Raw genomic sequence first — 24,814 nt, 5'->3', positions numbered from 1 at the left:
TGCGTCGGATCTTTCAAGGTCCGGCATCATCAACATCGGGTACAAACGCCGCCGTTGCAAGTCTCCTCGCCCAACGGCCGGCCTCCATCCCCCTTCGCGACCATGTCCGGGATCAGTCCGCCGCCTCGATGTCGCTCAGCAGCGGATGCTGACACTCTCTTGCGTATTGATTGACCTGGTGGCTTTTGGTTTCCGCGATGTCGCGGGTAAAGATGCCACAGGTGGCCTTGCCCTGGGTGTGCACCGTCAACATCACCTGCACCGCGGTCTCGCTGTCCATGTAAAAGAAGGTCTGCAGCACCTCCACCACGAACTCCATGGGGGTGAAGTCGTCGTTATGCAACACCACCTTGTACAGCGGCGGACGCGCCACCTCCGGATCGGCGCTCTGCACCGCCAGGTCGTCGTCACTCTCCTCGCCAGGCTCGGGGGGGCGGGTCATGCCTCCCCGGATCGAGGCGTGCCACTCACGCCACGCCTCCTCTTCTGTCTTGAACATAAGAGCCACTATCCATCTCGACAAGCCGGCCACCAGGGTAGGTCTCAACCGTGATTGGACGCCACGGGGCCGGCGGGGTTCACTCGCGCCTGCTCAACGCAAAGGGCCCCCGCCCGCCATGCGGCGGGCGGGGGCCCCGAGCCCGATGCCGCGACTTACATGTTGTCGGCGACGGCCTGGCCGAACTCGGAGCACTTGAGCAGCTTGGCATCGTCCATCAGGCGATGGAAGTCATAGGTGACCTCGCCCCTGGAGATCGCCTTCTCCATGCCCTTGAGCACCAGGTCGGCGGCCTCGACCCAGCCCATGTGGCGCAGCATCATCTCGGCGGAGAGGATCAGCGAGCCCGGGTTGACCTTGTCCTGGCCGGCGTACTTCGGCGCGGTGCCGTGGGTGGCCTCGAACATGGCCACGGCGTCGGAGAGGTTGGCGCCCGGCGCGATGCCGATACCGCCCACTTCCGCCGCCAGGGCGTCGGACAGGTAGTCACCGTTGAGGTTCAGGGTAGCGATGACGTCGTACTCGGCCGGGCGCAGCAGGATCTGCTGCAGCATGGCGTCGGCGATGACGTCCTTGACCACGATGTCCTTGCCGGTCTTGGGGTTCTTGAAGGTCATCCAGGGGCCGCCGTCGAGCAGCTCGGCGCCGAACTCATCGCGGGCGAGCTCGTAGCCCCAGTCCTTGAAGGCACCTTCGGTGAACTTCATGATGTTGCCCTTGTGCACCAGGGTCAGCGACTCGCGGTCGTTGTCCACGGTGTACTGCAGGGCCTGGCGCACGAGGCGCTTGGTGCCCTCCTCGGAGACCGGCTTGACGCCGAGGCCGCAGTCCTGGGGGAAGCGGATGTTGGTGACACCCATCTCCTCGCGCAGGAACTTGATCACCTTGTCGGCTTCCGGGGTGCCGGCCTTCCACTCGATGCCGGCGTAGATGTCCTCGGAGTTCTCGCGGAAGATGACCATGTCCACGTCGCCGGGCTTCTTGACCGGGCTGGGCACGCCCTCGAACCAGCGAACCGGGCGCTGGCAGACGTAGAGGTCGAGCTTCTGGCGCAGGGCCACGTTCAGGGAGCGGATGCCACCGCCCACCGGGGTGGTCAGCGGCCCCTTGATGGAGACGACGTAGTCCTTGACGGCTTCCAGGGTCTCTTCCGGCAGCCAGGTATCGGCGTCATAGACCTGGGTGGCCTTCTCACCGGCGTAGACCTCCATCCAGTGAATCTTGCGATCGCCGTTGTAGGCCTTCTGCACGGCGGAGTCGATGGCGATCTTCATGGCCGGCGTCACGTCGACGCCGATGCCGTCACCCTCGATGAACGGGATGACCGGCTCATTCGGCACGTTCAGGGTGTTGTCGGCGTTGACGGTGATCTTCTGGCCGCCTTCAGGGACGACGATTTTCTGGAACCCCATTGAGAACTCCCCTGTCTGGTCTGTTCAGTGGAGCGCGGAGTATAGCATTCACCCGATCGATCGGAGTAGGCTTGGAGCCATATTTGTCGACAATCCATGGTAGCAAGACCTTGGTCGAATGAGCGCTCTATACCTGCTGCACAAGCCCTATCGCATGCTTTCCCAGTTCACCGACCCCGGGGCCGGTGACGGAGAGCGCCGCGCCACCCTGGCCGGGGTGATCGCGGTGCCCGGCATCTATGCCGCCGGCCGTCTCGACTACGACTCCGAAGGCCTGCTGCTGCTCAGCGACGACGGCGAGCTGATCCACCGCATCAGCGATCCCCGCCACAAGCAGCCCAAGACCTACCGGGTACAGGTGGAGGGCCGCCCCAGTGATGCCGCCCTGCAGGCGTTGCGCAGCGGCGTCCGGCTGAAGGATGGCCGCACCCGGCCGGCGAAGGTCCGGCGCCTGGCGTCGAGCGGCCTGCCCGAGCGGGACCCGCCGCTGGACCCGAGGCGCCACCCGGTCACCAGCTGGCTGGAGCTGACCATCAGCGAAGGCCGCAACCGTCAGGTGCGACGCATGACCGCCCATGTCGGCCACCCCACCCTGCGCCTGGTGCGCGTGGCCATCGGCCCCTGGCGCCTCGACGGCCTGGCCCCGGGGCAGTGGCGCCGCGAGACCCTGCATGCCCCTCGCCCGAACCCGCAACGCCCGACCCGCCACCGAGGAGGCCGCCGATGAACCGCTGGCACCCTCTGGTCACCGTGGCCTGCGTGGTGGAGCGCGCCGGCCGCTTCCTGATGGTCGAGGAGGAGCGCGGCGGCCCCCACACCGAGTTCAACCAGCCGGCCGGCCACCTGGAGCCGGGCGAGCGCATCAAGGAGGCCGCCCTGCGCGAGGTGGGCGAGGAGACCGCCTGGCGGGTGGGCATCACCGACTACCTGGGCCTCTATGTCTACCAGGCACCGGATGGCCACACCTTCCACAGCCACGGCTTCTTCGGCATGGCACTGGCCCACCTGGGCAACGACCTGGACCCGGCGATCCTGGCCGTTCACTGGCTGACCCTGGAGGAGCTGGAGGACCTGGAGCGCCAGGGGCGACTGCGCAGCCCCCTGGTGATGCGCCGCATCCGCGACGCCCTGGCCGGCAAGTTCTTCCCGATGGACGTGATCCACGAGCGCTGAGCGGGTGAAGGCTGCGGGCTGCGGGCTGGACTGTAGCTCGAAGCTCGAAGCTCGAAGCTCGAAGCCAAGATAAGGTATAATTCCCGCCCATTTGCGATCCATCCATTCCGAGAGCGCCCATGACCGCCACCCCAGGCAAGGTGATCGTCGGCATGTCCGGCGGCGTCGACTCCTCCGTGTCCGCCCTGCTGCTGCTCGAGCAGGGCTTCGACGTCGAAGGCCTGTTCATGAAGAACTGGGACGAGGACGACGGTACCGAGTACTGCACCGCCAAGGCCGACCTGGCCGATGCCGAGGCCGTATGCGCGAAGCTCGGCATCCGGCTGCACACCGCCAACTTCGCCGCCGAGTACTGGGACAACGTCTTCGAGCACTTCCTGGCCGAGTACCGTGCCGGGCGCACACCGAACCCGGACATCCTCTGTAACCGCGAGATCAAGTTCAAGGTGTTCCTGGAGTACGCCGAGATGCTCGGCGCCGAGAAGATCGCCACCGGCCACTATGTTCGTCAAGGGCGGGTACGCCAGGGGCAGGGCGACGTTCGCCCGAGGTTGCTCAAGGGGCTCGACCCCAACAAGGACCAGAGCTACTTCCTGCACGCCGTGCCCGAGGCCGCCATCGCCCGCACCCTCTTTCCGGTCGGTGAACTGGAGAAGCCCGAGGTGCGCGCCATCGCCGAGCGCCACGGCCTGGCAACGGCCAGGAAGAAGGACTCGACGGGAATCTGCTTCATCGGCGAACGCCGCTTCCGCGACTTCCTGCAGCAGTACCTGCCCGCCCAGCCGGGGGTGATCGAGACCCCCGACGGCGAGGTGATTGGCGAGCATATGGGGCTGATGTACTACACCCTCGGCCAGCGCCAGGGGCTGGGCATCGGCGGGCTCGCCAACCACCCGGACGCGCCCTGGTACGTGGCCGCCAAGGACCTGACACGCAACGTGCTCGTCGCCGTGCAGGGCAAGCACCACCCGCTGCTCTATACCGATACGCTGGCCACCGAGGCCATGGACTGGGTCGCCGGTGAACCCCCGGCCGGTGCGGGGCGCTATACCGCCAAGACCCGCTATCGCCAGTCCGACGTGCCCGGCACCATGACCGTGCGCGATGACGGCGGCGTCGAGGTGCGCTTCGATGCCCCCCAGCGCGCCGTCACCCCGGGCCAGTCGCTGGTCCTCTACGACGGCGAGATCTGCCTCGGTGGCGGCGTGATCCGCGACACCTGGAACGCCACGGAGCCCGCCCCATGACCGCCTCGACCCCGATCCACCGCGCCCCCGACACCCCGGCGGCCAGGCAGGCCCTGGCACTCGCCGGCGTCTTCCAGGCCGCCAGCCTGGTCGACGAACTGGCCCGCACCGGCCAGGTCGAGACGCGCGCCTGGGAGACCCTGATCCACGCCACCCTCGACACCGACCCGGAGAGCTTCGAGGCGATCTACGGCGGCCACCCCAACAACCTGCGCCGCGGCCTCGAGGTGCTCGAGGCGGTTGTGGGGCGCAAGCAGGCCAACCCGGTGGTGCTGCGCTACGGTTTCTCGCTGCTGCTGCTGATGAACAAGCTGCGCGGCAACGATGCCATGATGGGCGAGCTGGGCAGCCGCCTGGCCCGCATCCAGGGCCAGGCCGAGCACTTCGAGGCGACCCACGAGAACGTCATTGCCAGCCTCGGCGAGGCCTATCAGGAGACGATCTCCACCTTCAAGACCCGCATCGTGGTGCAGGGCGACCCCTCACTGCTGCAGAGTCGCATGATGCCCGAGCGGGTCCGCGCCATCCTGCTCGCCGGCATCCGTTTCGCCCTGCTCTGGCACCAGCAGGGCGGCCGCCGCTGGAAGCTGGTCTTCCAGCGCAGCGCCCTCAGGAAAGCCCTCGACCAGTTGGGCTGACGCTGTCTTCCGAACCCAACCTTCTCCACACCGTACCGGAACCTCGACCATGCAAAGCGCCTCCCTGCCCCTCTCCGCCCTTACCGCCCTCTCACCCGTCGACGGCCGCTACGCCGGCAAGGCCGAGGCCCTGCGCGAGCACTTCAGCGAATTCGGCCTGATCCGGGCCCGGGTCATCGTCGAGATCCGCTGGCTGCAGCGGCTCGCCGAACTGGCCGGCGTCACCGAGGTGCCGCCGCTCTCCGCCGAGGCCACCGCCTTCCTCGAGGCGATGATCCGCGACTTCTCGGTGGCGGATGCCGAGCGCATCAAGGAGATCGAGCGCACCACCAACCACGACGTCAAGGCGGTGGAGTACTTTATCAAGGAGAAGATCGCCGAGTCGCCGGAGCTGCATGCGATCACCGAGTTCGTGCATTTCGCCTGCACCAGCGAGGACATCAACAACCTCTCCCACGGCGTGATGCTGACCGACGGCCTCAAGGCGCTGCTGCCGGTGATGCACCAGGTGGCCGACGAGGTCGCCCGGCTGGCCCGTGAACACGCCGCCGTGCCGATGCTCGCGCGCACCCACGGCCAGACCGCGAGCCCCACTACCCTGGGCAAGGAGATGGCCAACGTCGCCTACCGCCTGCGCCGCCAGCTCGGGCAGATCGAGGGCGTCGAGATACTGGGCAAGATCAACGGCGCGGTGGGCAACTACAACGCCCACCTGGCGACCTACCCGGAGGTGGACTGGGAGGCCAACGCCCGCACCTTCGTCGAGGGCCTGGGGCTGACCTTCAACCCCTACACCACCCAGATCGAGCCCCACGACTACATCGCCGAGCTGTTCGACGCCGTGTGCCGCTTCAACACCATCCTGATCGACTTCGATCGTGACGTCTGGGGCTACATCTCGCTGGGCTACTTCAAGCAGAAGACCGTCGAAGGCGAGATCGGCTCCTCGACCATGCCGCACAAGGTCAACCCGATCGACTTCGAGAATTCCGAGGGCAACCTGGGGCTTTCCAACGCCCTCCTCGGCCACCTGGCCCAGAAGCTGCCGATCTCCCGCTGGCAGCGCGACCTCACCGACTCCACGGTGCTGCGCAACCTCGGCGTGGGCCTGGCCTATGGCCTGATCGCCTACCAGGCCTCGCTCAAGGGCATCGGCAAGCTCGAGGCCAACCCGGCGCGGCTGGCCGAGGACCTCGATGCCAGCTGGGAGGTGCTCGCCGAGCCGATCCAGACCGTGATGCGCCGCTACGGCATCGAGAAGCCCTACGAGAAGCTCAAGGAGCTGACCCGCGGCAAGCGTATCGACCAGGCCGGCTTTGCCGCCTTTATCGATACCCTGGATCTTCCGGAGACGGTCAAGGCAGAGCTGAAGGCACTGACCCCGGCCAGCTATATCGGCAACGCCGAGGCCCAGGCCCGTCGGCTGTAAGCCGCATGCGGCACCAGCAGGAGGTGAAGCGATGGTAAAGCTTACCAAGATCTATACCCGCACCGGTGACAAGGGCGACACCGGGCTCGGCGATGGCAGCCGCGTGGCCAAGCACGACCTGCGCGTGGCGGCCTTCGGCACGGTGGACGAGACCAACGCCGCCCTCGGCCTGGCACAGCTCCATGCCGTGGGTAAGCTGCAGCAGGTGCTGGCCACCGTGCAGAACGACCTGTTCGACGTGGGAGCCGATCTCTGTACCCCGGAGCAGGAAGCACCAGAGCACCCGCCGCTGCGGGTCACGGCCGCTCAGGTGACCTTCCTGGAACAGCAGATCGATGCCTTCAACGAGACGCTCGAGACCCTGCACTCCTTCATTCTGCCCGGGGGCACGCCGCTCGCCGCCCATCTGCACATGGCGCGCACCGTCGCCCGACGCGCCGAGCGCCTGGTCACCCAACTGATGGCCGAACAGCCGGTGAACCCGGAAGTGCTGCGCTACCTCAACCGCCTCTCCGACCTGCTGTTCGTCGCCGCGCGCCGGGCCAACGACGACGGCGCGGCCGACGTGCTGTGGGTTCCCGGTGCCAACCGCTGAGCCTTTTCCCACCGCCCACTTCCAGGAGCCCCCATGGCGAGTGACACTCCGTTGCAGCTGCTCGGTGGCCTGACCGCCGCCGAGTTCCTGCGCGACTTCTGGCAACGCAAGCCGCTGCTGATCCGCGGCGCCTTCACCGGCTTCGCGTGCCCCCTGGACCCCGACGAGCTGGCGGGGCTCGCCTGCGAGGAGGGCATCGAGGCGCGGCTGGTCGAGGAGCACGGCGCCGACGGCCCCTGGCAGGTCAGCCACGGCCCCTTCAGTGAGGCCACCTTCGCCAGGCTGCCCGAACGCGACTGGACCCTGCTGGTCCAGGCGGTGGACCACTACGTGCCCGAGGTGGCCGACCTGCTAGAGCACTTCGACTTCCTGCCCCGCTGGCGCCTCGACGACATCATGATCAGCTATGCGCCCCCGGGCGGCAGCGTCGGCCCCCATGTCGACCAGTACGACGTCTTCCTGCTGCAGGGCAGCGGCACCCGGCGCTGGCAGCTCGGCGGCCAGGTCGCCGACGACGCGCCCATCCTCGATGGCCTCGACCTGCGCATTCTCGAGCGCTTCGAGGTCGTGGACGGCGACGACTGGGTGCTGGAACCGGGCGACATGCTCTACCTGCCGCCGGCCTGGGCCCACCACGGCATCAGCCAGTCCGACGACTGCATGACCCTCTCGGTCGGCTTCCGCGCCCCCTCGGCGGACGAGGCCGTCACCTCCTATGCCGACTACGTCGGCGAGGGCCTGCCCGCATCACGGCGCTATGCCGATGCCGGCATGGCACCGCCGGAGGACCCGGCGGAGCTCGACGATGCCGCGCTGGCCCGCATGCGCACCCTGATCCTCGAGACCCTCGACGACCCGGCGCGGCTGGCCGAGTGGTTCGGCCGGGTGATGACCCAGCCCAAGTACGTCGACCAACTGGTGCCCGCCGAGACACCCACCGACGTCGACGCGCTTGTCACAGCACTACAGGAGGGCGAAGAACTGGTGCGCAGCCCCGGCTCGCGCTTCGCCTGGAGAGCCCTGGACGACGGTCGGGCGACGCTCTTCGCCGACGGCGACGGCCAGATCTGCGACCTGCCGCTGGCCCGGGCCCTGGCGTCCGACTTGCCGCTGGATGCCGGGCTGCTCCAACTCCCGGGCGCCGCCGAACTGCTCGCCGCCCTGCTCGATGCCGGTAGCCTGACCTGGGTCGACGAGCTCGAGGAGTAGCAGGCCTGCCGCCGGATTCAGCCCCGAGCGCTGCCGGTGGCCGCTATCATCAGGGTCGCAGCAGAGAGGTGAGAGATGACGAAAACCGAGCTGGAGATCCATGAAGGCGACTGGGCCACCCTGGGGGCGGCGGCCGGCGAGATCCGCCGCGTCGTCTTCATCGAGGAGCAGCAGGTGCCCCTCGAGGAGGAGTGGGACGGCCGCGACCCGGACTGCCGGCACTTCCTCGCGCTGGCCGGCGGCCACCCGGTGGGCACCGCACGCCTGCTGCCCGACGCCCATATCGGCCGGGTCGCCGTGCTCGCCGAGGCCCGAGGACACGGCATCGGCGCGGCCCTGATGCGGGCCGCCATCGAGGCGGCCCGGCGCCACGGGCACCCTGCCGTGGAGCTGGCCGCCCAGACCCATGCCCTGGCCTTCTATGAAAATCTCGGCTTCCAGGCCGTCGGTGAGGAGTTCCTCGAGGCCGGGATTTTGCACCGCAACATGCGGCTCCCCCTGCGGGGCTGAGCCACCGCCCCTTCGCTCCGCCACGGAAACTTCACTACAGGAAAGCACCCGCGCGGTGTGCTCCTGTAGTCGAACTACAACGCTCCCTACCCCCAAGGGTCAATTGTGCACGCCCGCCACGAGGCGCCATAGTGGAGGCCATGGCGAGGATAAAACGATCGTTCATCGCCCGGCTCATGATGCCAGCGACGCGACGATCCGCCCCTCGCCCGGGTTCGACCAAGGCCGTAGAGACAACCCAGGGCAACTGGCCGAACCTGACAAGACTTCGCAGGTGCAGCATAAGGCATTGCCGAATGATGCAGCAGGCGATTCCAGCGGCCGCGACGCCGCCGGCCCCGGCCAGGCACCCGCGTCGCGATCACGAGACTCCACTCCTGACGTGAAGGATGGCCCCATGGCAGCATTCAACGACGAACTCCAGGCACTGGCGCAACTGCGTGACGCCCAGCGCGGCAAGTGGGACAACATCAACCCCGAGCATGCCGCCCGCATGCGGGTTCAGAACCGTTTCCAGACCGGTCTCGACATCGCCCGCTACACCGCGAAGATCATGCGCGAGGACATGGCCGCCTATGACGCCGACAGCGCCCAGTACACCCAGTCCCTGGGCTGCTGGCACGGCTTCATCGGTCAGCAGAAGCTGATCTCCATCAAGAAGCACTTCGGCACCACCAAGCGCTCCTACCTCTACCTCTCCGGCTGGATGGTCGCCGCCCTTCGCTCCGAGTTCGGCCCGCTGCCCGACCAGTCCATGCACGAGAAGACCACCGTGCCGGGCCTGATCGAGGAACTCTACACCTTCCTGCGCCAGGCCGACGCCTGGGAGCTCAACCACCTGTTCCGTGACCTGGAAGAGGCCAGGAAGGCCGATGACAAGGCGAAGGCCGACGAGATCATGGCGAAGATCGACGGCTTCGAGACGCATATCGTGCCGATCATCGCCGACATCGACGCCGGTTTCGGCAACGCCGAGGCCACCTATCTGCTGGCCAAGAAGATGATCGAGGCCGGCGCCTGCTGCATCCAGATCGAGAACCAGGTCTCCGACGAGAAGCAGTGCGGCCACCAGGCCGGCAAGGTCACGGTGCCCCACGAGGACTTCATCGCCAAGATCAACGCCGTGCGCTACGCCTTCCTGGAACTGGGTGTGTATGACGGCGTGATCGTCGCCCGTACCGACTCCCTGGGTGCCGGCCTGACCCAGAAGATCGCCGTGACCAAGGAACCGGGCGACCTGGGCGACCAGTACAACAGCTTCCTCGACGGTGACGAGATCACTTCGGCCTCCGACATCAACAACGGCGACGTGGTGATCAAGCAGGACGGCAAGCTAGTCAAGGTCAAGCGCCTCGCCTCCGGCCTCTACGAGTTCAAGCCGGGCACCGGCGAGGACCGGGTGGTGCTGGACTGCATCACCAGCCTGCAGAACGGGGCGGACCTGCTGTGGATCGAGACCGAGAAGCCCCACGTCGGCCAGATCGCCGGCATGGTCAACCGCATCCGCGAGGTCTGTCCGGATGCCAAGCTGGTCTACAACAACTCGCCCTCCTTCAACTGGACCCTGAACTTCCGCCAGCAGGTATTCGATGCCTGGGAGAAGGAAGGCAAGGACGTCTCCGCCTACGACCGTGCCAACCTGATGAGCGCCGAGTACGACGACACCGAACTCGGCAGGCTGGCCGACGAATGGACCCGCAACTTCCAGCGCGACGCATCCCGCGAGGCCGGCATCTTCCACCACCTGATCACCCTGCCGACCTACCATACCGCGGCCCTGTCCACCGACAACCTGGCCAAGGGCTACTTCGGCGACGAGGGCATGCTGGCCTATGTGGCGGGCGTGCAGCGCCGCGAGATCCGCGAGGGCATCGCCACCGTCAAGCACCAGGACATGGCCGGCTCCAACATCGGCGACGACCACAAGGAGTTCTTCCACGGCGAAGCGGCGCTCAAGGCCGGCGGCAAGGACAACACCATGAATCAGTTCGGCTGAGCCGACACGCCGGCGATAGAACGACTGGAACCCTTGGGGAGGCTCGGCCTCCCCTTTTTTGTGGCGGCGCGGTTTTCACACTATTTGCCCATCTCTCACGCTACACTGGTGGGCACTCGTCCCCGGGTGACTGGTCGAACCGCCTATAACCCTTCGATTCCGCGACAGGATGTCGACGGGCTGTCTTCACGAAAGCCCGAATGAATGCCCCCAGGAGGTCTCACATGAAACGTCTTCTTCCCGTACTCGCGCTCGGTGTCCTGACCCTGGCCGGCTGCGCCAACACTGCGCCCTATGGGGGTGATGTCTACCGCGGCAGCCAGGCCCAGACCGGTCAGAGAGTCACCTTCGGCACCATCACCGCCCTGCGTCAGGTACAGATCCAGGCCGACAGCCGCGCCGGCGGTATCATCGGTACCGGCGGTGGCGCCGTGATCGGCGGCCTCCTCGGCAACCAGATCGGCGGTGGTTCCGGGCGCCGGCTCGCCACCGCGGCCGGGGCCATCGGCGGTGCCGTGGCCGGCAGCAACATCGAGGAATCCGCCAACCGTGTAGCCGCCTGGGAGATTGAGATCCGCCGCGACGACGGCCAGCACATCGTCGTGGTGCAGAAGGCCGACCGTGACTTCCAGACCGGCCAGCGCGTGCGCCTGATCGGCAGCGGGGCCAACCTGACCGTGGCCCCCTACTGATCGTCCCTTGCCGATCGAGATAAAGTCTCCCGCACATGCCGAGGGCCCGCGGAATGAACCGCGGGCCCTCGTTTCGTTCACGACGCGTTACGCGTCTCGACAGGCCAGGTGCCGGGCGCCTACCTATCGACCCTGTTCATGGCCCAGCCGGCCAGCTTCCTGCCGACCAGTACCAGCAGCAAGATGACGATCGCGGTCAGCAGGATGTCCACCGGGCGCACCAGGGTGGTAGCCCCCAGCACCGCCAGGGCCAGGCTCCAAACCAGTCGATTGTCGCCATGGGTCTTCATCACCGCCGGCAGCAGCTTGTCGAGGCCGGGGCTAATGCTGGACTCCCAGCGGCTGTAACAGAGAAACAGGATCACGGCGAAGGCGATCAGCCAGATCACGACGATGGTCATGGGCACTCTCCGGGAGATGGTATGGGCAATGGAGAAAAGGGTGTCACGCAAGGGTATCCCCGCCCGCAGGGGCACGCAACTGTTCGAAAGTCCGGCCACCCTCGGGACCGAGGGCGTGAATGTGTCTCAGGATCGACGCTGGCATCCTGAAATTCGCCCATCCCCCTGACAGCCCCCCGACCGGCGCGTTACCATGTTTTCTACATGCACTCACCGAAAGGTTCATCAATGCAGATTGCGCAGAATTCCGTTGTCGCGTTCCACTACACCCTGACCAACGACGCAGGTGAAGTGCTGGACAGCTCGGAAGGCCGCGAGCCGCTGACCTACCTCCACGGCGCCGGCAACATCATTCCGGGCCTCGAGAAGGAGCTTGAGGGCCGCGTCGCCGGCGACAAGCTCACCGCCACCGTGGAGCCCGCCGAAGGTTATGGCGAACAGCAGCCGCAACTGGTGCAGGAAGTGCCGCGTGACGCCTTCCAGGGCGTCGACAACGTCGAACCCGGCATGCAGTTCCAGGCCCAGACCCAGGGTGGCCCGCTGATGGTCACCGTGACCAAGGTGGAAGGCGACACCGTCACCGTCGACGGCAACCATCCGCTGGCCGGCCAGACCCTGAACTTCGACGTCGAGATCGCCGAGGTTCGCGAGGCCAGCCAGGAAGAGATCGAGCACGGTCATGTGCATGGCGCCGGCGGCGTCGAGCACTGAGCGCGACCCTGAGGTCGATCGCGAAGGGGCAGCCAACGGCTGCCCCTTCGTCGTTTCAGGGCCCTTCGTCCGTTTTCAGGGAGGAGTCTCGAGGGCCCGCAGGGTTCGATAACCGCCCCAGAGTCGGGTGACGGTGGTGACCAGGCAGGCCACGGCGAACAGCACGGCGAGCAGCGGGAAATGCCCGGGCCAGAGGCAGAACGCCACGAAGGCGAGGATCGTCTCGGTCCCCTCGGTCAAGCCATGCAGGTAGTAGAAGGCCTTCTGCCGGAAACGGGGTCGCGTGAGGCCATGACGAGTGGCCATGATGGCGAAGGCCAGAAACGAGGTGCCGGTACCGATGAAGGCGAACAGCAGGAAGGCCGCCGCCAGGGCATTGGCCGCCGGGTCGGCCAGCGCGAAGCCGAGCACCACCGCGGCGTAGAAGACGAAATCCAGGCCGATATCGAGAAACCCGCCAGCGTCGCTCGGCTGATGGTTCAGGCGGGCCAGGGCACCATCTACCCCATCACCGAGGCGATTGAGCAGAATCGCCGCCAGCGCCGGTGCATACCACTCCATGGCCAGTAGCGGCAGCGCCGACATGCCGATCAGAAAGGCTGCCAGTGTCATCTGATCGGGTCGAATCTGGCACTTGGCCAGCCAGGCGGCCAGCCGGATCAGCGGCGCCTGGGTCAGGGGCATGGTCCAGCGATCCAGCATCTCAACTCCTTCTCATGCTCTCGTCGACTGTCTTCATTGCCGCCACCCGAGTCGACCCGCCGCGCCGCCATGCAAAATAGCGCTCCAGCCAGCCCAGCAGCCGTTCCGGCTTGTGGGCGTTCTTCCATACGCCGGCCGTGGCCTTGACCGCCTCGCTGCGGGTCGGATAGGAGTGGATGGTGCCCAGCAGCTTGTTGAGCCCGATGCCATGGGTCATGGCCAGGGTGAACTCGGCAAGCATCTCCCCTGCGCCCTGGCCGACGATGGTCGCCCCCAGGATCTTGTCCTTGCCGGGCACTGTCAGCACCTTGACGAAGCCATCGGTCTCGCCCTCGGCGATGGCCCGATCCAACTCGCTCAGTGCATAGCGCGTGACCTCGACATCCAGGCTCCTTTTCCCGGCCTCCCGCTCGTTGAGCCCCACCCGTGCCACCTCCGGGTCGGTGAAGGTCACCGCCGGCAGCGCGCGATAGCTGACCCGGAAGCGCTTGAGCTCACCGAACAGGGCATTCACGGTGGCATGCCAGGCCTGGTGGGCACTGGCATGGGTCAACTGGAAGGGGCCGGCCACGTCGCCGCAGGCCCAGACATTGGGCAGCACGCTCTGCAGGGTCTCGTCCACGGCCAGGGTGCCATCCTGGCGGGTCTCCACCCCCAGCGCCTCGAGGCCCATTCCCGACACATTGGCCTGCCTTCCCACCGCCACCAGCAGGTGCGAGAAGCCCAGGCGCTCGACCACCGGCTGGCCATCGTCGCCCGGGCGCTCGACCTCCAGCGCATGGCCGTCGTCCACCGACACCACGCGCCGCGCCCGGGTGGCGAGATGCACCCCGACCCCCTCTCCGCCAAGCCGGGCCTCGACCTCGGCCGCCACGTCCCGGTCCTCGCGGGGCAGCAGCTGATCGTCCATCTCCACCAGCTCCACCCGGCTGCCCAGGCGGGCGAAGCTCTGTCCCAGCTCGCAGCCGATGGAGCCGCCGCCCAGCACCACCAGCCGTTCGGGAAGGGTCTCGAGGCGCCAGAGGTTATCCGAGGTCAGCACCTCGATGGCGTCGAGGCCCGGCAGGTCGGGCACCCGTGGCCGCGCGCCGCTGGCGATGATCACATGGCGGGCAGTCACTACCCGCTCGCCCCAGCGCCCCGTGACACGCACCCGCCAGGGATCCTCGAGGCGGGCGTCGCCGGCCATCACGTCCACGCCCAGCCCTTCGTAGCGCTCACAACTATCGTGGGGCTCCACCTCGCGGATGGCGCCGTGCACGTGCCCCATTACCGCCGCAAAGTCGATCTCCGGCTCACCGGCCTGCACGCCGTAGCGCGACGCCCCGCGTACCTCGCTGGCGGCACGCGCGGCGCGGATCAGCGCCTTGGACGGCACGCAGCCGGTATTGAGGCAGTCGCCGCCCAGGCGGTCGCGCTCCACCAGCGCGACCTTGGCCTTGACGGCGGCGGCGATATAGCTGGCCACCAGCCCCGCCGACCCGCCGCCGATCACCACGATGTCATGGTCGAAGGCGGTGGGCCGGTCGTAGCGCCGCGCCAGCCGACGGCGCTTGGCCACCGCCACCCCGGCCCGGGCCAGCCAGGGGAAGAGCCCGATCAGGGCGAAGGAGCCGATCAGTCCCGGGGACAGGATGCCCGAGAGCGACTCGAGATTGCCGAGCTCACGGCCCGCATTCACGAACACCGCCGTGCCAGGCAACATGCCGAGCTGGCTGACCCAGTAGAAGGTCCACAGGCGCATGCGGGTCAGGCCCAGCACCAGGTTGATCACGAAGAAGGGGAAGAGCGGGATCAGCCGCAGGGTGAAGAGGTAGAAGGGCCCCTCGCGCTCGATACCGGCATTGATGCGCTCGAGCTGGGGGGCGAAGCGCCGCTCCAGCGGTGCCCGTGCCAGGGTACGGGCAACCAGGGCCGCCAGGGTCGCGCCCAGGGTGCTGGCGAAGGAGATGATCAGCAGCCCCCAGCCCAAGCCGAACAGCGCGCCTCCCAGCACCGTGAGCAGGGTCGCCCCCGGCAGCGAGACGGCGGCCATGACCACGTAGATCAGGAAGAAGCCGCCGACGACCGTCAGCGGCTCCGCGGCCAGCCAGGCCCGGAAGCGGGACTGTTCGGCCTGCAGGTTCTGTAGTGTCAGGGCCTCGTCGGCCCCGCTGAGGAAGTAGGCCGCGACGATCATGGCGATCAGGGCCGCGAGTATCAGGCGACGTCGGGTCAAGGGAAGGCTCCTGGTGGTGGCCGCGGGCGGGCGACGAACGAGTTCGCCCTTGTGTCGTCGCGAAGCCTGGCACCTTACAGGGTAGCCAGCATTAACAGGGGTTGTACGGAACCCCTGGCGTACGACAATCTCCAATCTACCATCCCTGTCCACCGGAGCCACCCCCATGCCTGTTCTCACTGCTCCCCGCTGGCTCGCCCTGCTCACCCTCCCGCTCGGCCTGGCCGGGCCGGCCCTCGCCGAGGAGGAGACCGCCAGCGCCGTCTTCGCCGGCGGCTGCTTCTGGTGCATGGAGGAAGCCTTCGACCCGGTCGAGGGCGTGCTCTCGACCACCTCCGGCTTCAGCGGCGGCCATGTGGAGAATCCCAGCTACAATCAGGTGGTCGCCGGCGGTACCGGCCATACCGAGGTCGTCGAGGTGGAGTACGACCCCGAAGTGGTCGACTATGAGGCGCTGCTGCACGTCTTCTGGCGCAACATCGATCCCTTCGCCGTGGATCGCCAGTTCTGCGATGCCGGCGACTCCTACCGCAGCGCGATCTTCCCCATGAACGCCGAGGAACGGGCCCTGGCCGAGGCCAGCCGGGACGCCCTGGCCGACCGCTTCGACCGCGAGATCGCCACCGAGATCAACGATTTCGAGGCCTTCTACCCGGCCGAGGAGTATCACCAGGGCTACTATCGCAAGAACCCGGTGCGTTATCGCTTCTACAAGTCGGCCTGTCGCCGCGAGGAGCGGCTCAACGAGATATGGGGCGACGAAGCGGGTGGTGTCTAGCCTGTCGGTAGTGGACCGAACGCTCGCGGCGCCTTAACCAGCCGGCGATGCTCAGCGTCACTACCAGCACCAGCCAGGAGCCCAGGACCACGCCCTCCCAGGCGGCGAACCACCAGAAGGGTTCCAGCCACAGGCCACCGAGGCTCGCACCGCCGTAGTAGAACACCAGGTAGAGGGCCGAGGCACTGCCGCGGGCCCGTTCAGCGTGGCGCCCCACCCAGCTCGAGGCCATGGAGTGGGCCAGAAAGAAACCGAAGGCGTTGATGGTCAGGCCGAGGATGATCAGCCAGAGCGAGTCGGCCAGGGTCACCAGGGTGCCGGTCATCAGGATCAGGATGCCGACCATCATGCAGGCCGGTTGCGACAGCGAGCGGGCCAGCCGGCCGGAGAGCATCGACCCCAGGGTGCCGCCCAGGTAGGTGAGAAAGATCAGTCCCAGCAGGCTCGCCCCCAGCCCGAAGGGCGCCTCGGCCAGGCGAAAGGTGATGTAGCTGTACTGGTTGATGAAGATCAGGAAATTGAGCCCGCCGAGCAGGTAGGCCGACAGCAGCAGCGGATTGCACAGGTGTCCCGCCAGGTCGGCCAGGGCACCGCGCAGCTCGAAGGGGCGAGGGGTGAAGGTCCGGGCCTTCGGCAGCAGCTTCCAGAACAGCACCACTCCCGCCAGCGTCATGGCGCCCACCACCAGGAAGCTGGCCGGGGCGCCACCCACCTCGGCCACGGCCCCGCCGACGACCCGGCCGCTGATGCCTCCCAAGGTGTTGCCGCCGATATAGAGGCCCACCGCCGAGAGCAGCGCCGGGCGCTCGAACTCGTCGCCCATCCAGGCGATCGCCACCGCCGGCAGCCCGCCCAGCACGAAGCCCTGCAGGGCCCGCAGCGCCAGCAGCGTCTCGAAGTTCGGCGCCAGGGCCAGGCCCAGCGAGAGCGCCCCCGCCGCCAGCAGCGTCAGTCGCATGATACCGGCGCGGCCGATGGCATCCGACAGCGGGCCGAACACCAGCAGCGAGGCCGCCAGCGCCAGGGTCGACACCGACATCACCAGCCCCGCCACCAGGGTGGAGACCCCGTAAGCCGTGCGCAGCTCCGGCAGCAGCGGCTGGGGCGCATAGAGATTGATGAAGACGAGAAAGGAACCCAGGCACAGGGCCAGGGTAGCGCGCCACCAGGCGCGGGAATGCACTTCGATCATGTTGCCCTCCGGCTTGGCAAGCCATGATCACCTGCGCACAATGATAACCCAAACAGAATATCTTGATAAAAACCATCGGATTTACTTATGAGCCTACCCTTCGACCTGCGCGCCCTGCGGGTCTTCCTCACCGTGGCCGACCAGGGGGGCTTCAGCGCCGCGGCCCGGGCGCTGCACGTGGCCCAGTCGGCGGTGAGCCAGACCATCGCCACCCTGGAAAAGCGCCTGGAGCTGACGCTCTTCCACCGCCATGAGCGACGTATCAGCCTGACACCGGAAGGCGAGCACCTGCGCCAGCACGCCCGGGAGCTGCTCGAACGGGCCGAAGCCACCCACCTGGCCATGCGCGAGTTGCATGGCCTGGTCAAGGGCGAGCTGCGCATCGGCATCCCCTCGATGCTCGGCTCTTACTACTTCCCGCCCTTGCTGATGGGCTTCAAGGCCCGTCACCCGGGCATTCGCCTGACGGTGGTCGAGGCCGGCGCCCGCCGTCTACAGCGCATGATCGCCGGCGGCAAGCTGGATCTCGGGGTGGTGATCGACGACGAGACGAGCCACCACCTGGAGCGGCGGCGGCTGGTACGGGAGGAGATGGTGGTCTGCGTGCCGAAGGAGCACCCCTTCGCCGGGCGCCCCGGGGTCACGGCCGAGGCGTTCTTCCGCGAGCCACTGGTGCTGTTCCAGGACGGCTACTTCCATCGCGAGTTCGTCGACGCCCTGTCGCGCCAGACGGGACACGCCGCAGACATCGCCTTCCAGTCAAACCTGATCCCGCTGACCAAGGCGATCGTACGCCAGGGCTTCGGCATCACCACCTTCCTGCGCCGGGTGGTCGACGAGCCGGCCCTTGAGGCGGTCTCGTTCGACCCACCGGCCTGGCTGGACCTGTCACTGGCCTGGGCCCGGGGCGCCTATCTGTCGCGCGCCGAGCAGGCCTTCGTGGAGTTCGTGATGGCACACCGCGACGCCCTGTGAAGGGGACGCTCAGCTCTCGCCGGACGCGGCCACCCGCTGCGCCAGCTGGGTCGGCTCGAGCGCACGCCGGGCCTGCCAGTAGTGACGGCGCCAGTAGGCGTTGTCGAGCCTGGAGAGCTTGACACCGCGCGAGGTGGAGGCGTGCAGGAAGAAACCGTCGCCGACGTAGATGCCGACATGATCGTAGGCGCCGGGCGGGCGGAAGAAGACCAGGTCCCCGGCCTGCAGCTCGTCGCGCGCCACGGGCGTGCCCTGGTGCACCTGCCGGCCGGTGGAGCGCGGCAGCGCCAGGCGGAAGGTGTCGTTGAAGACATGCTGGACCAGCGCCGAGCAGTCGATGCCGCGCTCGGTGGTCCCGCCCAGGCGGTAGGGGGTGCCCACCCAGCGCTCGTGCTGGGCCAGCAGCGCCTGGCGCACCAGGGCCGGTGGCGGATTATGCAGGCTGCGCACCTGGCGGATGGGATTGTCCACCGGCGACATCATCGGATCCCAGCCCCCGGGCAGGCCCGGCAACTGTCGGGCGAAATAGTCCTCGGGTGCCCGGGACACCGTGTCTCGGGGGGAGGCGGCACAGCCGGCCAGCAGGGCCAACGACACGATGACCAACAGGGTACGACACGATCGGGTGACGACCATCCGGCGACGACCTCATTCCCTGAGCCGCACCCGCCCCGGGCAGCACTTGGCATGCTGCATCTCGGGCCAGCGGGTTGTCGCTGTGGGAGTGACGCCAGACGTCCTCGTCGGTATCACTGCCAGAGCGGCCTTCTGCGGCTCGCTGAGTGGCTGGGACTCCCGAAAACAGGAGCCGTATCATCAAACCCATTGACTATAAATCAGTCTTCCGGCCGATGGCGAGTCTCATGTGACGCTGTCAGGATACCCGGCACTCGCCTTGCCCCGGTGCACCTTCAGTGGAGCCTCCGGGTGTCCCCCGGCAGGGTGTCGATATGCAGCGGCGCCCAATGGCGAGGCCGGGCGCCGGGGAAGTCGAGACTCGCCCAGGGACCGGCCAGTGGCGGCGCCCCGGACAGCCAGGCCACCAGCGCCTGGCGAAAACCGGCCAGGAAGCTCTCGCGCTCCGGCGTCTCGCCCATGAAGAAGGAGAAACCGGCATACAGGCCCCGGGCGTACTCCTCCCAGCCGGCGTAGTGAGACGCGGCCAGGGCATGGGCACGCTCCAGGACACGGGCGAAGGCCGGCTCCTCGAGCCAGTTCAACTGGCGCCCGGCGATGGCCAGGTCGACGGCCTGGGCGATGTCCCAGGCCGCCATGTCGGTGTCGTTGCAGCCGTCCTCGTTGTCGCGTACCCGCTGGAGCCGCAGCAGGTGGCTGGCCTCCTCCTCGCTGCACTCGCCGGACTCCAGGGTGGCGATCTCCGAGCCCAGGCGAGCGTCGTTGAGGGTGTAGGGGGCGTAGTTGATCTGATACTCCTGACGGTCGCCGGCCTCGAGCAGGAAGTCGAGGAACTCGGCGAGCTCGGCGGCCGAATGCAGGCCGTAGTGGCCGTCGACCCAGTCGCGGATCGAGGCGCACTCGCGCTCGCTCTCCGGCTGCGGCAGGCTCCAGGCCGCGCTGTTGAGCGGCCCGACCAGCGCCATGGCGGTGAAGTGCGGCAGACTCGGCCGACGCCCCGGTTCCTGCCACTCAGCGGGGCGCCAGTCGAGCCAGTGGAAGAGACTGCCGGGATCCTCCAGGTGCCAGCGAATCTCGCCGGTCAGTGGCGGCTGCCCCTCCTCGGGCAGCAGCGACTCCCAGCTCGCCCAGGCTTCCAGCAGGCGACGCGCATCGGGATAGAAGCGGCTCAGCGAGCCGCGCAGTGCCTCGGCCAGCACCTCGAGCCTGGCCGCATCGAAGGCCTCGCTGTCCATGGCCATCTGCAGATAGAAGGCGTACTTCTCGGCCATGTGAATGGTCGCCGAGTGCCGGCTCGCCGTGCGCAGGCCATCGCGCAGGGCGAGATCGCCCGCCGCCGGGGCGCCGAAGGGGGTCTCGGCACCGGGCAGGGCCCCGTGGGCGGCGTCGGCGGCGAGTTGATTGAGGTGATGGGCCTGAGCCGGCAACCAGTAGCGCGCGAGGGCTTCGACGCCCTCGTCGGCATGCAGGTCGAGGGTGTCACGCAGGTACTGGCCGGCATCGTCACGCCGCGCCGGCGCCACCGGTACCGCCGGCCCCTGGCGCATGGCGAGTTCGGGCTCACGCACCGAGGCCAGGGCCAGCACCCAGTGGCGCGGCTCACGGCGCCAGTCGCGCAGGGCGCTGTGGGACCGCTCGAGCAGCGACGGCTCGATCAGCCCCTGCAGCGCCGGGCGCCAGGGACTCACCGGCGACTGCAGCAACAGCTTCCAGTCGGCCTCCAGGGCCGGCAGCAGGTTGCGCCCCTCGAACAGGCTACGCCCCCGCTGGTAGGCCCGGGCCAGGGCCGCCCAGTCGCTGTAGCGGTGCAGCAACAGGTCGGCGCCGTGCAGGGCGAAATCCGTCGCCTCCCGCTCGTCGAGCCAGCCCAGGCAGGCACCGGCCCAGGCCAGGTCGACCAGCCGCAGCCAGTCCCAGGCGGCCCACTCCAGGGGCTCGCCATGGTCGACGAAGCCCAGCAGCACCCGTCCGTAGGCGCGCTCGGTGCCGTCCAGCCGCTCCAGCCAGTCATGCCGAGCGGCGACGTCCAGCGCCAGCAGGCGGGTGGCGTCCAGGTCCCAGCCCTGGCGGTCGCCCTGACCGGCCAACCACAGCAGGGCCCGGAGCAGGTCGTCGCGCCCCTGGATCTGCCAGGCCTCCTCCAGCCAGGCCTCCAGGCCCGCCCAGTCCTGCCGCCCCGCCGGCCACTCGACCACCGGCGAGAAGCCGGCCCGCAGGCGCCAGACCTGCTCCTCCGGCGCCTCCGGCCACAGCGCCAGGTGCCGATCATGGATCGCCAGCCACTCGCCGAGTCGCTCCCAGGTGATACCGTCGCCCTCGTGCTCGAGCACCGCCAGGGCCTCGCAGGCATCGCTGAAGCCGTCGTCGCCGCGCACCCAGCCCTCGGCACCGCGCACACGGCGCAGCGCCTCGAGCCAGACGTCGAGGCTGGAATAGTGGGCGCTGATCTCGCCGGCGAGCCGCTGGGCCCAGTCCCGTGCCCGCGGCTCGGAGAGCCAGCCGGCAGCGCCGGCGAGGGCCACCACCTCGAGGCCGGACAACATCCGGGCCGGGTCGGCCACCGCGCCGCCGGCACCCAGCGACTCGACCAGACGCCAACCGAGCTCGCCACGATCGGACACGCCCAGGACCGCCAGGCGCGATACCGCGGCCTCGGCGTCCACCGACAGCGGGTCCGGATCGAAGGCCCAGTCACACAGCACCAGCTGCTGGGCCCACCAGGCATTCAGGGTATCGACCAAGGCTCACCTCGACATCCAGGAAAGACGGCCGGCACGCTCGAGCGTACCGGGAATTCGGCGCCCTAGTGTAGCGGAAAGCGACGCCCGCGCCGATGGTCGGGGATCAGGAAATCGTTCCTTTCGTCGCGGTGACGACTCGGCGGGGAAGGATCGGCGAAGGGCTTGGCGAGACGTTTTAAATAATGCACACTCGTCCAATATGATGACCACCGCCCCCACAGGAGGCGCCCATGACCGAATTGATCGTCGACAAGGCCTATATCGCCGGGCAGTGGCGCGATGCCGACCGCCGCTTCGCCGTCACCAACCCCGCCAACGGCGAGACCCTCGCCGAGGTCCCGGATCTCGATGGTGACGCCGCCCGCGAGGCGGTCGCCGCCGCCGAGGCCGCCTGGCCGGCCTGGCGGCGCCGAACCGCCAAGGAGCGCGCCGCCCTGCTGCGCGCCTGGTTCGACGCCATCATGGCCAACCAGGAGGCGCTGGCCCGGCTGATGACCCTGGAACAGGGCAAGCCGCTGGCGGAGTCCCGCGGCGAGGTGGCCTACGGCGCCTCCTTCGTCGAGTACTATGCCGAGGAGGCCAAGCGCGTGGCCGGCGAGACCCTGCCGAGCCATGGCGCCGACAAGCGCATCCTGGTCTTTCGCGAACCGATCGGCGTGGTGGCCGCCATCACCCCCTGGAACTTCCCGCTGGCGATGATCACCCGCAAGTGCGCGCCGGCGCTGGCCGCCGGCTGTCCGGTGGTGATCAAGCCCGCCGAGGCAGCCCCGCTCACCGCCCTCGCCCTGGCGCAGCTCGCCGAGGAGGCGGGCTTCCCGGCGGGGGTGCTCAACGTGGTCACCACCGCGAAGCCCGCGGTGATCGGCGAGGTGCTGACCACCGACCCGCGGGTGCGCAAGATCTCCTTCACCGGCTCCACCCCGGTGGGCAAGACGCTGCTCGCCCAGTGTGCCGGCACGGTCAAGAAGGCCTCCATGGAACTCGGCGGCAATGCCCCCTTCATCGTCTTCGACGACGCCGACCTGGACGCCGCCGTGGAAGGTGCCGTGGCCTCCAAGTACCGCAACTCCGGCCAGACCTGCGTCTGCACCAACCGCCTGCTGGTCCAGGCCGGCGTGTACGACACCTTCCTGGAGAAGCTGACCCGCCGCGTCACCGAGCTGAAGGTGGGCAACGGCCTGGACGACGGCGTGGTGCAGGGACCATTGATCAACGCCGCCGCCGTGGACAAGGTGCAGTCACACATCGCCGACGCCCTGGCCAAGGGCGGCCGCCTGGTCTGCGGCGGCGAACCCCACGCGCTGGGCGGCACCTTCTTCCAGCCCACCGTGATCGCCGACGTCACCGACGAGATGCGCGTGGCCAGGGAAGAGACCTTCGGGCCGCTCGCCCCGGTGTTCCGCTTCGACACCGTCGACCAGGCGATCGCCATGGCCAACGCCACCGAATTCGGCCTGGCGGCCTACTTCTATGCCCGCGACTACCGCCGTATCTGGCATGTCATGGAAGGCCTGGAGTATGGCATGGTGGCGGTCAACGAGGGGATCCTCTCCACCGAGCTGGCCCCCTTCGGCGGCGTCAAGGAGTCGGGGCTGGGTCGCGAGGGGTCGCGCCACGGCCTGGATGAGTACACTGAACTAAAATACGTCTGTGTCGGCGGACTCTGACCGGTCGCCAATCCCTTTTTTCAAGGAGGCATCATGAACAACGCTCAGCTCAACGAACTCAAGCAGCGCTACGTGGCCAACGGTGCCGCCAGCCCCGCCACCGCCTTTGCCGACCGCGCCGAGAATGCCCAGGTCTGGGACGCCGACGGCAACCGCTTCGTCGACTTCGCCGGCGGCATCGGCGTGCTCAACATCGGCCACCGCCATCCCAAGGTGGTCCAGGCGGTCAAGGACCAGCTCGACCGCGTGATGCATACCTGCCAGACGGTGATGCCCTATGAGGGCTACGTGAAGGTGGCCGAGAAGCTCAGCCAGGTCACCCCGGTGCGTGGCCATGCCAAGGTGATGCTGGCCAACTCCGGCGCCGAGGCGCTGGAGAACGCGGTCAAGATCGCCCGGGCCGCCACCGGCAAGAACAACGTGATCTGTTTCGATGGCGGCTACCACGGCCGCACCTTCATGACCATGGCCATGAATGGCAAGGTCGCGCCCTACGCCACCGACTTCGGCAGCATGCCGGGCAACGTCTTCCGCGCCCCCTACCCGGTGCCCTATCACGGGGTCAGCGAGGACGAGGCGCTGCGCGGCCTGAAGATGACCCTCAAGACCGATGCCAACCCGCGCGACACTGCGGCCATCGTGCTCGAGCCGGTGCTCGGCGAGGGCGGCTTCTACCCGGCACCGGCGAGCTTCCTGAAGGCGATCCGCGAGATCTGCGACGAGCACGGCATGCTGATGATCGTCGACGAGGTCCAGAGCGGCTTCGGCCGCACCGGCAAGCTGTTCGCCATCGAGCACAGCGGCGTCGAGCCGGACATCATCGCCATGGCCAAGAGCATGGCCGACGGCATGCCGATCTCCGCCGTGGTCGGCACCGACAAGCACATGGACGCCTCCGGCCCCAACTCCCTGGGCGGCACCTACACCGGCAGCCCGGTCTCCTGTGCGGCGACCCTGGCGGTCCTCGAGGTGTTCGAACAGGAGGGCATCCTGGAGAAGAGCCAGGCGCTGGGCGACAAGCTGGCCAAGCGCTTCGCCCAATGGCAGCAGACGTTCGACTGCGTCGACAACGGCCGCAACATGGGAGCCATGGCGGCCTTCGACCTGGTCGCCGACAAGGCCAACCACACCCCGGACGCCGACCTGGCCGGCGCGCTGTGCAAGAGGGCCCGCGAGAAGGGGCTGATCCTGCTCTCCTGCGGCCTGTACGGCAACACCATCCGCTTTTTGATGCCGGTCACCATCGAGGACGAGGTGCTGGAGGAGGGCCTCGACATCCTCGAGGAGTCCCTCAGGGAGCTGGTCGGCGGCCAGGCCGCCGCCACCGCCTGATCCGCCGGCCTTACCTCGACAGCGCATGACCCCGAACCGCCCGGCTGGCAACAGTCGGGCG

General features: G+C 68.0%; 23 protein-coding genes. 15 read left to right on the top strand and 8 right to left on the bottom strand.

Annotation, left to right across the window (positions count from 1 at the left end):
• Window positions 1-112 precede the first annotated feature (112 nt).
• Together clpS and icd are read right to left on the bottom strand one after the other, a co-directional pair.
• The gene (gene clpS / locus CR157_RS11325; RefSeq protein ID WP_110284014.1) at window positions 113-442 is read right to left on the bottom strand and encodes an ATP-dependent Clp protease adapter ClpS; all 330 of its coding nucleotides are present in this window, start codon (window positions 440-442) and stop codon (window positions 113-115) included.
• Window positions 443-654: 212 nt separating this feature from the next.
• A complete protein-coding gene (gene icd / locus CR157_RS11320) occupies window positions 655-1,911 on the bottom strand; it encodes an NADP-dependent isocitrate dehydrogenase (protein WP_110283648.1) in 1,257 nt (418 codons plus the stop codon).
• A 118-nt stretch (window positions 1,912-2,029) separates the two neighbouring features.
• On the opposite strand from icd, the gene CR157_RS11315 reads away from it, so the two are divergent.
• From CR157_RS11315 to CR157_RS11270, 10 genes are all read left to right on the top strand, one after another.
• A complete protein-coding gene (locus CR157_RS11315; protein ID WP_110283647.1) occupies window positions 2,030-2,638 on the top strand; it encodes a pseudouridine synthase in 609 nt (202 codons plus the stop codon).
• Window positions 2,635-3,084, top strand: a complete 450-nt coding sequence (locus tag CR157_RS11310) for an NUDIX domain-containing protein (protein WP_110283646.1) — start codon at window positions 2,635-2,637, stop codon at window positions 3,082-3,084. Before CR157_RS11315 ends, CR157_RS11310 begins: the two co-directional genes overlap by 4 nt.
• A gap of 119 nt (window positions 3,085-3,203) precedes the next feature.
• Window positions 3,204-4,331 carry a tRNA 2-thiouridine(34) synthase MnmA gene (mnmA, locus tag CR157_RS11305; protein WP_110283645.1) on the top strand — a complete coding sequence of 376 codons (1,128 nt, stop codon included), beginning with the start codon at window positions 3,204-3,206 and terminating at the stop codon, window positions 4,329-4,331.
• The gene (hflD, locus tag CR157_RS11300) at window positions 4,328-4,969 is read left to right on the top strand and encodes a high frequency lysogenization protein HflD (protein ID WP_110283644.1); all 642 of its coding nucleotides are present in this window, start codon (window positions 4,328-4,330) and stop codon (window positions 4,967-4,969) included. Before mnmA ends, hflD begins: the two co-directional genes overlap by 4 nt.
• A gap of 64 nt (window positions 4,970-5,033) precedes the next feature.
• Window positions 5,034-6,398 carry an adenylosuccinate lyase gene (purB, locus tag CR157_RS11295; RefSeq protein WP_110284013.1) on the top strand — a complete coding sequence of 455 codons (1,365 nt, stop codon included), beginning with the start codon at window positions 5,034-5,036 and terminating at the stop codon, window positions 6,396-6,398.
• A 31-nt stretch (window positions 6,399-6,429) separates the two neighbouring features.
• Complete coding sequence (locus CR157_RS11290; RefSeq protein WP_110283643.1) at window positions 6,430-6,993, top strand: cob(I)yrinic acid a,c-diamide adenosyltransferase; 564 nt, start codon at window positions 6,430-6,432, stop codon at window positions 6,991-6,993.
• A 33-nt stretch (window positions 6,994-7,026) separates the two neighbouring features.
• Window positions 7,027-8,202 carry a cupin domain-containing protein gene (locus CR157_RS11285; protein WP_110283642.1) on the top strand — a complete coding sequence of 392 codons (1,176 nt, stop codon included), beginning with the start codon at window positions 7,027-7,029 and terminating at the stop codon, window positions 8,200-8,202.
• Between the two features lie 75 nt (window positions 8,203-8,277).
• A complete protein-coding gene (locus tag CR157_RS11280; RefSeq protein WP_110283641.1) occupies window positions 8,278-8,712 on the top strand; it encodes a GNAT family N-acetyltransferase in 435 nt (144 codons plus the stop codon).
• Window positions 8,713-9,109: 397 nt separating this feature from the next.
• Entirely contained in the window at window positions 9,110-10,708 is a 1,599-nt protein-coding gene (locus tag CR157_RS11275; RefSeq protein ID WP_110283640.1) for an isocitrate lyase, read from the top strand.
• A gap of 224 nt (window positions 10,709-10,932) precedes the next feature.
• Window positions 10,933-11,400: a glycine zipper 2TM domain-containing protein gene (locus CR157_RS11270; protein WP_110283639.1), complete on the top strand. Its 468-nt coding sequence runs from the start codon at window positions 10,933-10,935 to the stop codon at window positions 11,398-11,400.
• Between the two features lie 119 nt (window positions 11,401-11,519).
• On the opposite strand, the gene CR157_RS11265 is transcribed toward CR157_RS11270, so the two are convergent.
• Entirely contained in the window at window positions 11,520-11,801 is a 282-nt protein-coding gene (locus tag CR157_RS11265; protein WP_110283638.1) for a hypothetical protein, read from the bottom strand.
• A gap of 228 nt (window positions 11,802-12,029) precedes the next feature.
• Here CR157_RS11265 and CR157_RS11260 point away from each other — a divergent pair, with 228 nt between their 5' ends.
• Window positions 12,030-12,512 carry an FKBP-type peptidyl-prolyl cis-trans isomerase gene (locus CR157_RS11260; protein WP_110283637.1) on the top strand — a complete coding sequence of 161 codons (483 nt, stop codon included), beginning with the start codon at window positions 12,030-12,032 and terminating at the stop codon, window positions 12,510-12,512.
• Between the two features lie 75 nt (window positions 12,513-12,587).
• Here the strand turns inward: CR157_RS11260 and CR157_RS11255 are convergent, their stop codons facing one another.
• Together CR157_RS11255 and CR157_RS11250 are read right to left on the bottom strand one after the other, a co-directional pair.
• Window positions 12,588-13,214: a CDP-alcohol phosphatidyltransferase family protein gene (locus CR157_RS11255; protein WP_110283636.1), complete on the bottom strand. Its 627-nt coding sequence runs from the start codon at window positions 13,212-13,214 to the stop codon at window positions 12,588-12,590.
• Between the two features lies 1 nt (window position 13,215).
• Window positions 13,216-15,432, bottom strand: coding sequence for an FAD-dependent oxidoreductase (locus CR157_RS11250; RefSeq protein ID WP_110283635.1), 2,217 nt, complete (start codon window positions 15,430-15,432; stop codon window positions 13,216-13,218).
• A 166-nt stretch (window positions 15,433-15,598) separates the two neighbouring features.
• Between CR157_RS11250 and msrA the strand changes: the two genes are divergently transcribed.
• Window positions 15,599-16,210 carry a peptide-methionine (S)-S-oxide reductase MsrA gene (gene msrA / locus CR157_RS11245; RefSeq protein ID WP_110283634.1) on the top strand — a complete coding sequence of 204 codons (612 nt, stop codon included), beginning with the start codon at window positions 15,599-15,601 and terminating at the stop codon, window positions 16,208-16,210.
• Here msrA and CR157_RS11240 read toward each other — a convergent pair.
• Window positions 16,173-17,402, bottom strand: coding sequence for an MFS transporter (locus tag CR157_RS11240; protein ID WP_110283633.1), 1,230 nt, complete (start codon window positions 17,400-17,402; stop codon window positions 16,173-16,175). The genes msrA and CR157_RS11240 overlap by 38 nt on opposite strands.
• An 87-nt stretch (window positions 17,403-17,489) precedes the next feature.
• Here CR157_RS11240 and CR157_RS11235 point away from each other — a divergent pair, with 87 nt between their 5' ends.
• Window positions 17,490-18,377 (top strand): LysR family transcriptional regulator, encoded by an 888-nt coding sequence (locus tag CR157_RS11235; RefSeq protein WP_110283632.1) that lies wholly within the window; start codon window positions 17,490-17,492, stop codon window positions 18,375-18,377.
• Between the two features lie 9 nt (window positions 18,378-18,386).
• Here CR157_RS11235 and CR157_RS11230 read toward each other — a convergent pair whose 3' ends face one another.
• Window positions 18,387-19,013, bottom strand: coding sequence for a C40 family peptidase (locus CR157_RS11230; protein WP_110283631.1), 627 nt, complete (start codon window positions 19,011-19,013; stop codon window positions 18,387-18,389).
• A gap of 275 nt (window positions 19,014-19,288) precedes the next feature.
• On the bottom strand, window positions 19,289-21,754 hold the full coding sequence (locus CR157_RS11225; RefSeq protein WP_110283630.1) for a DUF1266 domain-containing protein: 2,466 nt from the start codon (window positions 21,752-21,754) through the stop codon (window positions 19,289-19,291).
• Between the two features lie 230 nt (window positions 21,755-21,984).
• Between CR157_RS11225 and CR157_RS11220 the strand changes: the two genes are divergently transcribed.
• On the top strand, window positions 21,985-23,421 hold the full coding sequence (locus CR157_RS11220; RefSeq protein ID WP_110283629.1) for an NAD-dependent succinate-semialdehyde dehydrogenase: 1,437 nt from the start codon (window positions 21,985-21,987) through the stop codon (window positions 23,419-23,421).
• Between the two features lie 33 nt (window positions 23,422-23,454).
• Window positions 23,455-24,753: a 4-aminobutyrate--2-oxoglutarate transaminase gene (gene gabT, locus CR157_RS11215; RefSeq protein WP_110283628.1), complete on the top strand. Its 1,299-nt coding sequence runs from the start codon at window positions 23,455-23,457 to the stop codon at window positions 24,751-24,753.
• The last annotated feature ends 61 nt before the right edge of the window (window positions 24,754-24,814 follow it).

It is taken from the genome of Halomonas sp. LBP4 (assembly GCF_003202205.1).
Classification (GTDB): Bacteria; Pseudomonadota; Gammaproteobacteria; order Pseudomonadales; family Halomonadaceae; genus Halomonas; species Halomonas flagellata.
This window is presented reverse-complemented; position numbering and strand designations above follow the sequence as displayed.

Coding starts and splice junctions, on each gene's coding strand:
- CR157_RS11310 (WP_110283646.1), top strand. CDS start 2,635: ATGAACCGCTGGCACCCTCTGGTCACCGTGGCCTGCGTGGTGGAGCGC.
- hflD (WP_110283644.1), top strand. CDS start 4,328: ATGACCGCCTCGACCCCGATCCACCGCGCCCCCGACACCCCGGCGGCC.
- CR157_RS11270 (WP_110283639.1), top strand. CDS start 10,933: ATGAAACGTCTTCTTCCCGTACTCGCGCTCGGTGTCCTGACCCTGGCC.
- CR157_RS11230 (WP_110283631.1), bottom strand. CDS start 19,013: ATGGTCGTCACCCGATCGTGTCGTACCCTGTTGGTCATCGTGTCGTTG.
- CR157_RS11265 (WP_110283638.1), bottom strand. CDS start 11,801: ATGACCATCGTCGTGATCTGGCTGATCGCCTTCGCCGTGATCCTGTTT.
- msrA (WP_110283634.1), top strand. CDS start 15,599: ATGCCTGTTCTCACTGCTCCCCGCTGGCTCGCCCTGCTCACCCTCCCG.
- CR157_RS11285 (WP_110283642.1), top strand. CDS start 7,027: ATGGCGAGTGACACTCCGTTGCAGCTGCTCGGTGGCCTGACCGCCGCC.
- CR157_RS11220 (WP_110283629.1), top strand. CDS start 21,985: ATGACCGAATTGATCGTCGACAAGGCCTATATCGCCGGGCAGTGGCGC.
- clpS (WP_110284014.1), bottom strand. CDS start 442: ATGACCCGCCCCCCCGAGCCTGGCGAGGAGAGTGACGACGACCTGGCG.
- CR157_RS11280 (WP_110283641.1), top strand. CDS start 8,278: ATGACGAAAACCGAGCTGGAGATCCATGAAGGCGACTGGGCCACCCTG.
- CR157_RS11315 (WP_110283647.1), top strand. CDS start 2,030: ATGAGCGCTCTATACCTGCTGCACAAGCCCTATCGCATGCTTTCCCAG.
- CR157_RS11240 (WP_110283633.1), bottom strand. CDS start 17,402: ATGATCGAAGTGCATTCCCGCGCCTGGTGGCGCGCTACCCTGGCCCTG.
- CR157_RS11260 (WP_110283637.1), top strand. CDS start 12,030: ATGCAGATTGCGCAGAATTCCGTTGTCGCGTTCCACTACACCCTGACC.
- CR157_RS11275 (WP_110283640.1), top strand. CDS start 9,110: ATGGCAGCATTCAACGACGAACTCCAGGCACTGGCGCAACTGCGTGAC.
- icd (WP_110283648.1), bottom strand. CDS start 1,911: ATGGGGTTCCAGAAAATCGTCGTCCCTGAAGGCGGCCAGAAGATCACC.
- mnmA (WP_110283645.1), top strand. CDS start 3,204: ATGACCGCCACCCCAGGCAAGGTGATCGTCGGCATGTCCGGCGGCGTC.
- CR157_RS11290 (WP_110283643.1), top strand. CDS start 6,430: ATGGTAAAGCTTACCAAGATCTATACCCGCACCGGTGACAAGGGCGAC.
- CR157_RS11235 (WP_110283632.1), top strand. CDS start 17,490: ATGAGCCTACCCTTCGACCTGCGCGCCCTGCGGGTCTTCCTCACCGTG.
- gabT (WP_110283628.1), top strand. CDS start 23,455: ATGAACAACGCTCAGCTCAACGAACTCAAGCAGCGCTACGTGGCCAAC.
- CR157_RS11255 (WP_110283636.1), bottom strand. CDS start 13,214: ATGCTGGATCGCTGGACCATGCCCCTGACCCAGGCGCCGCTGATCCGG.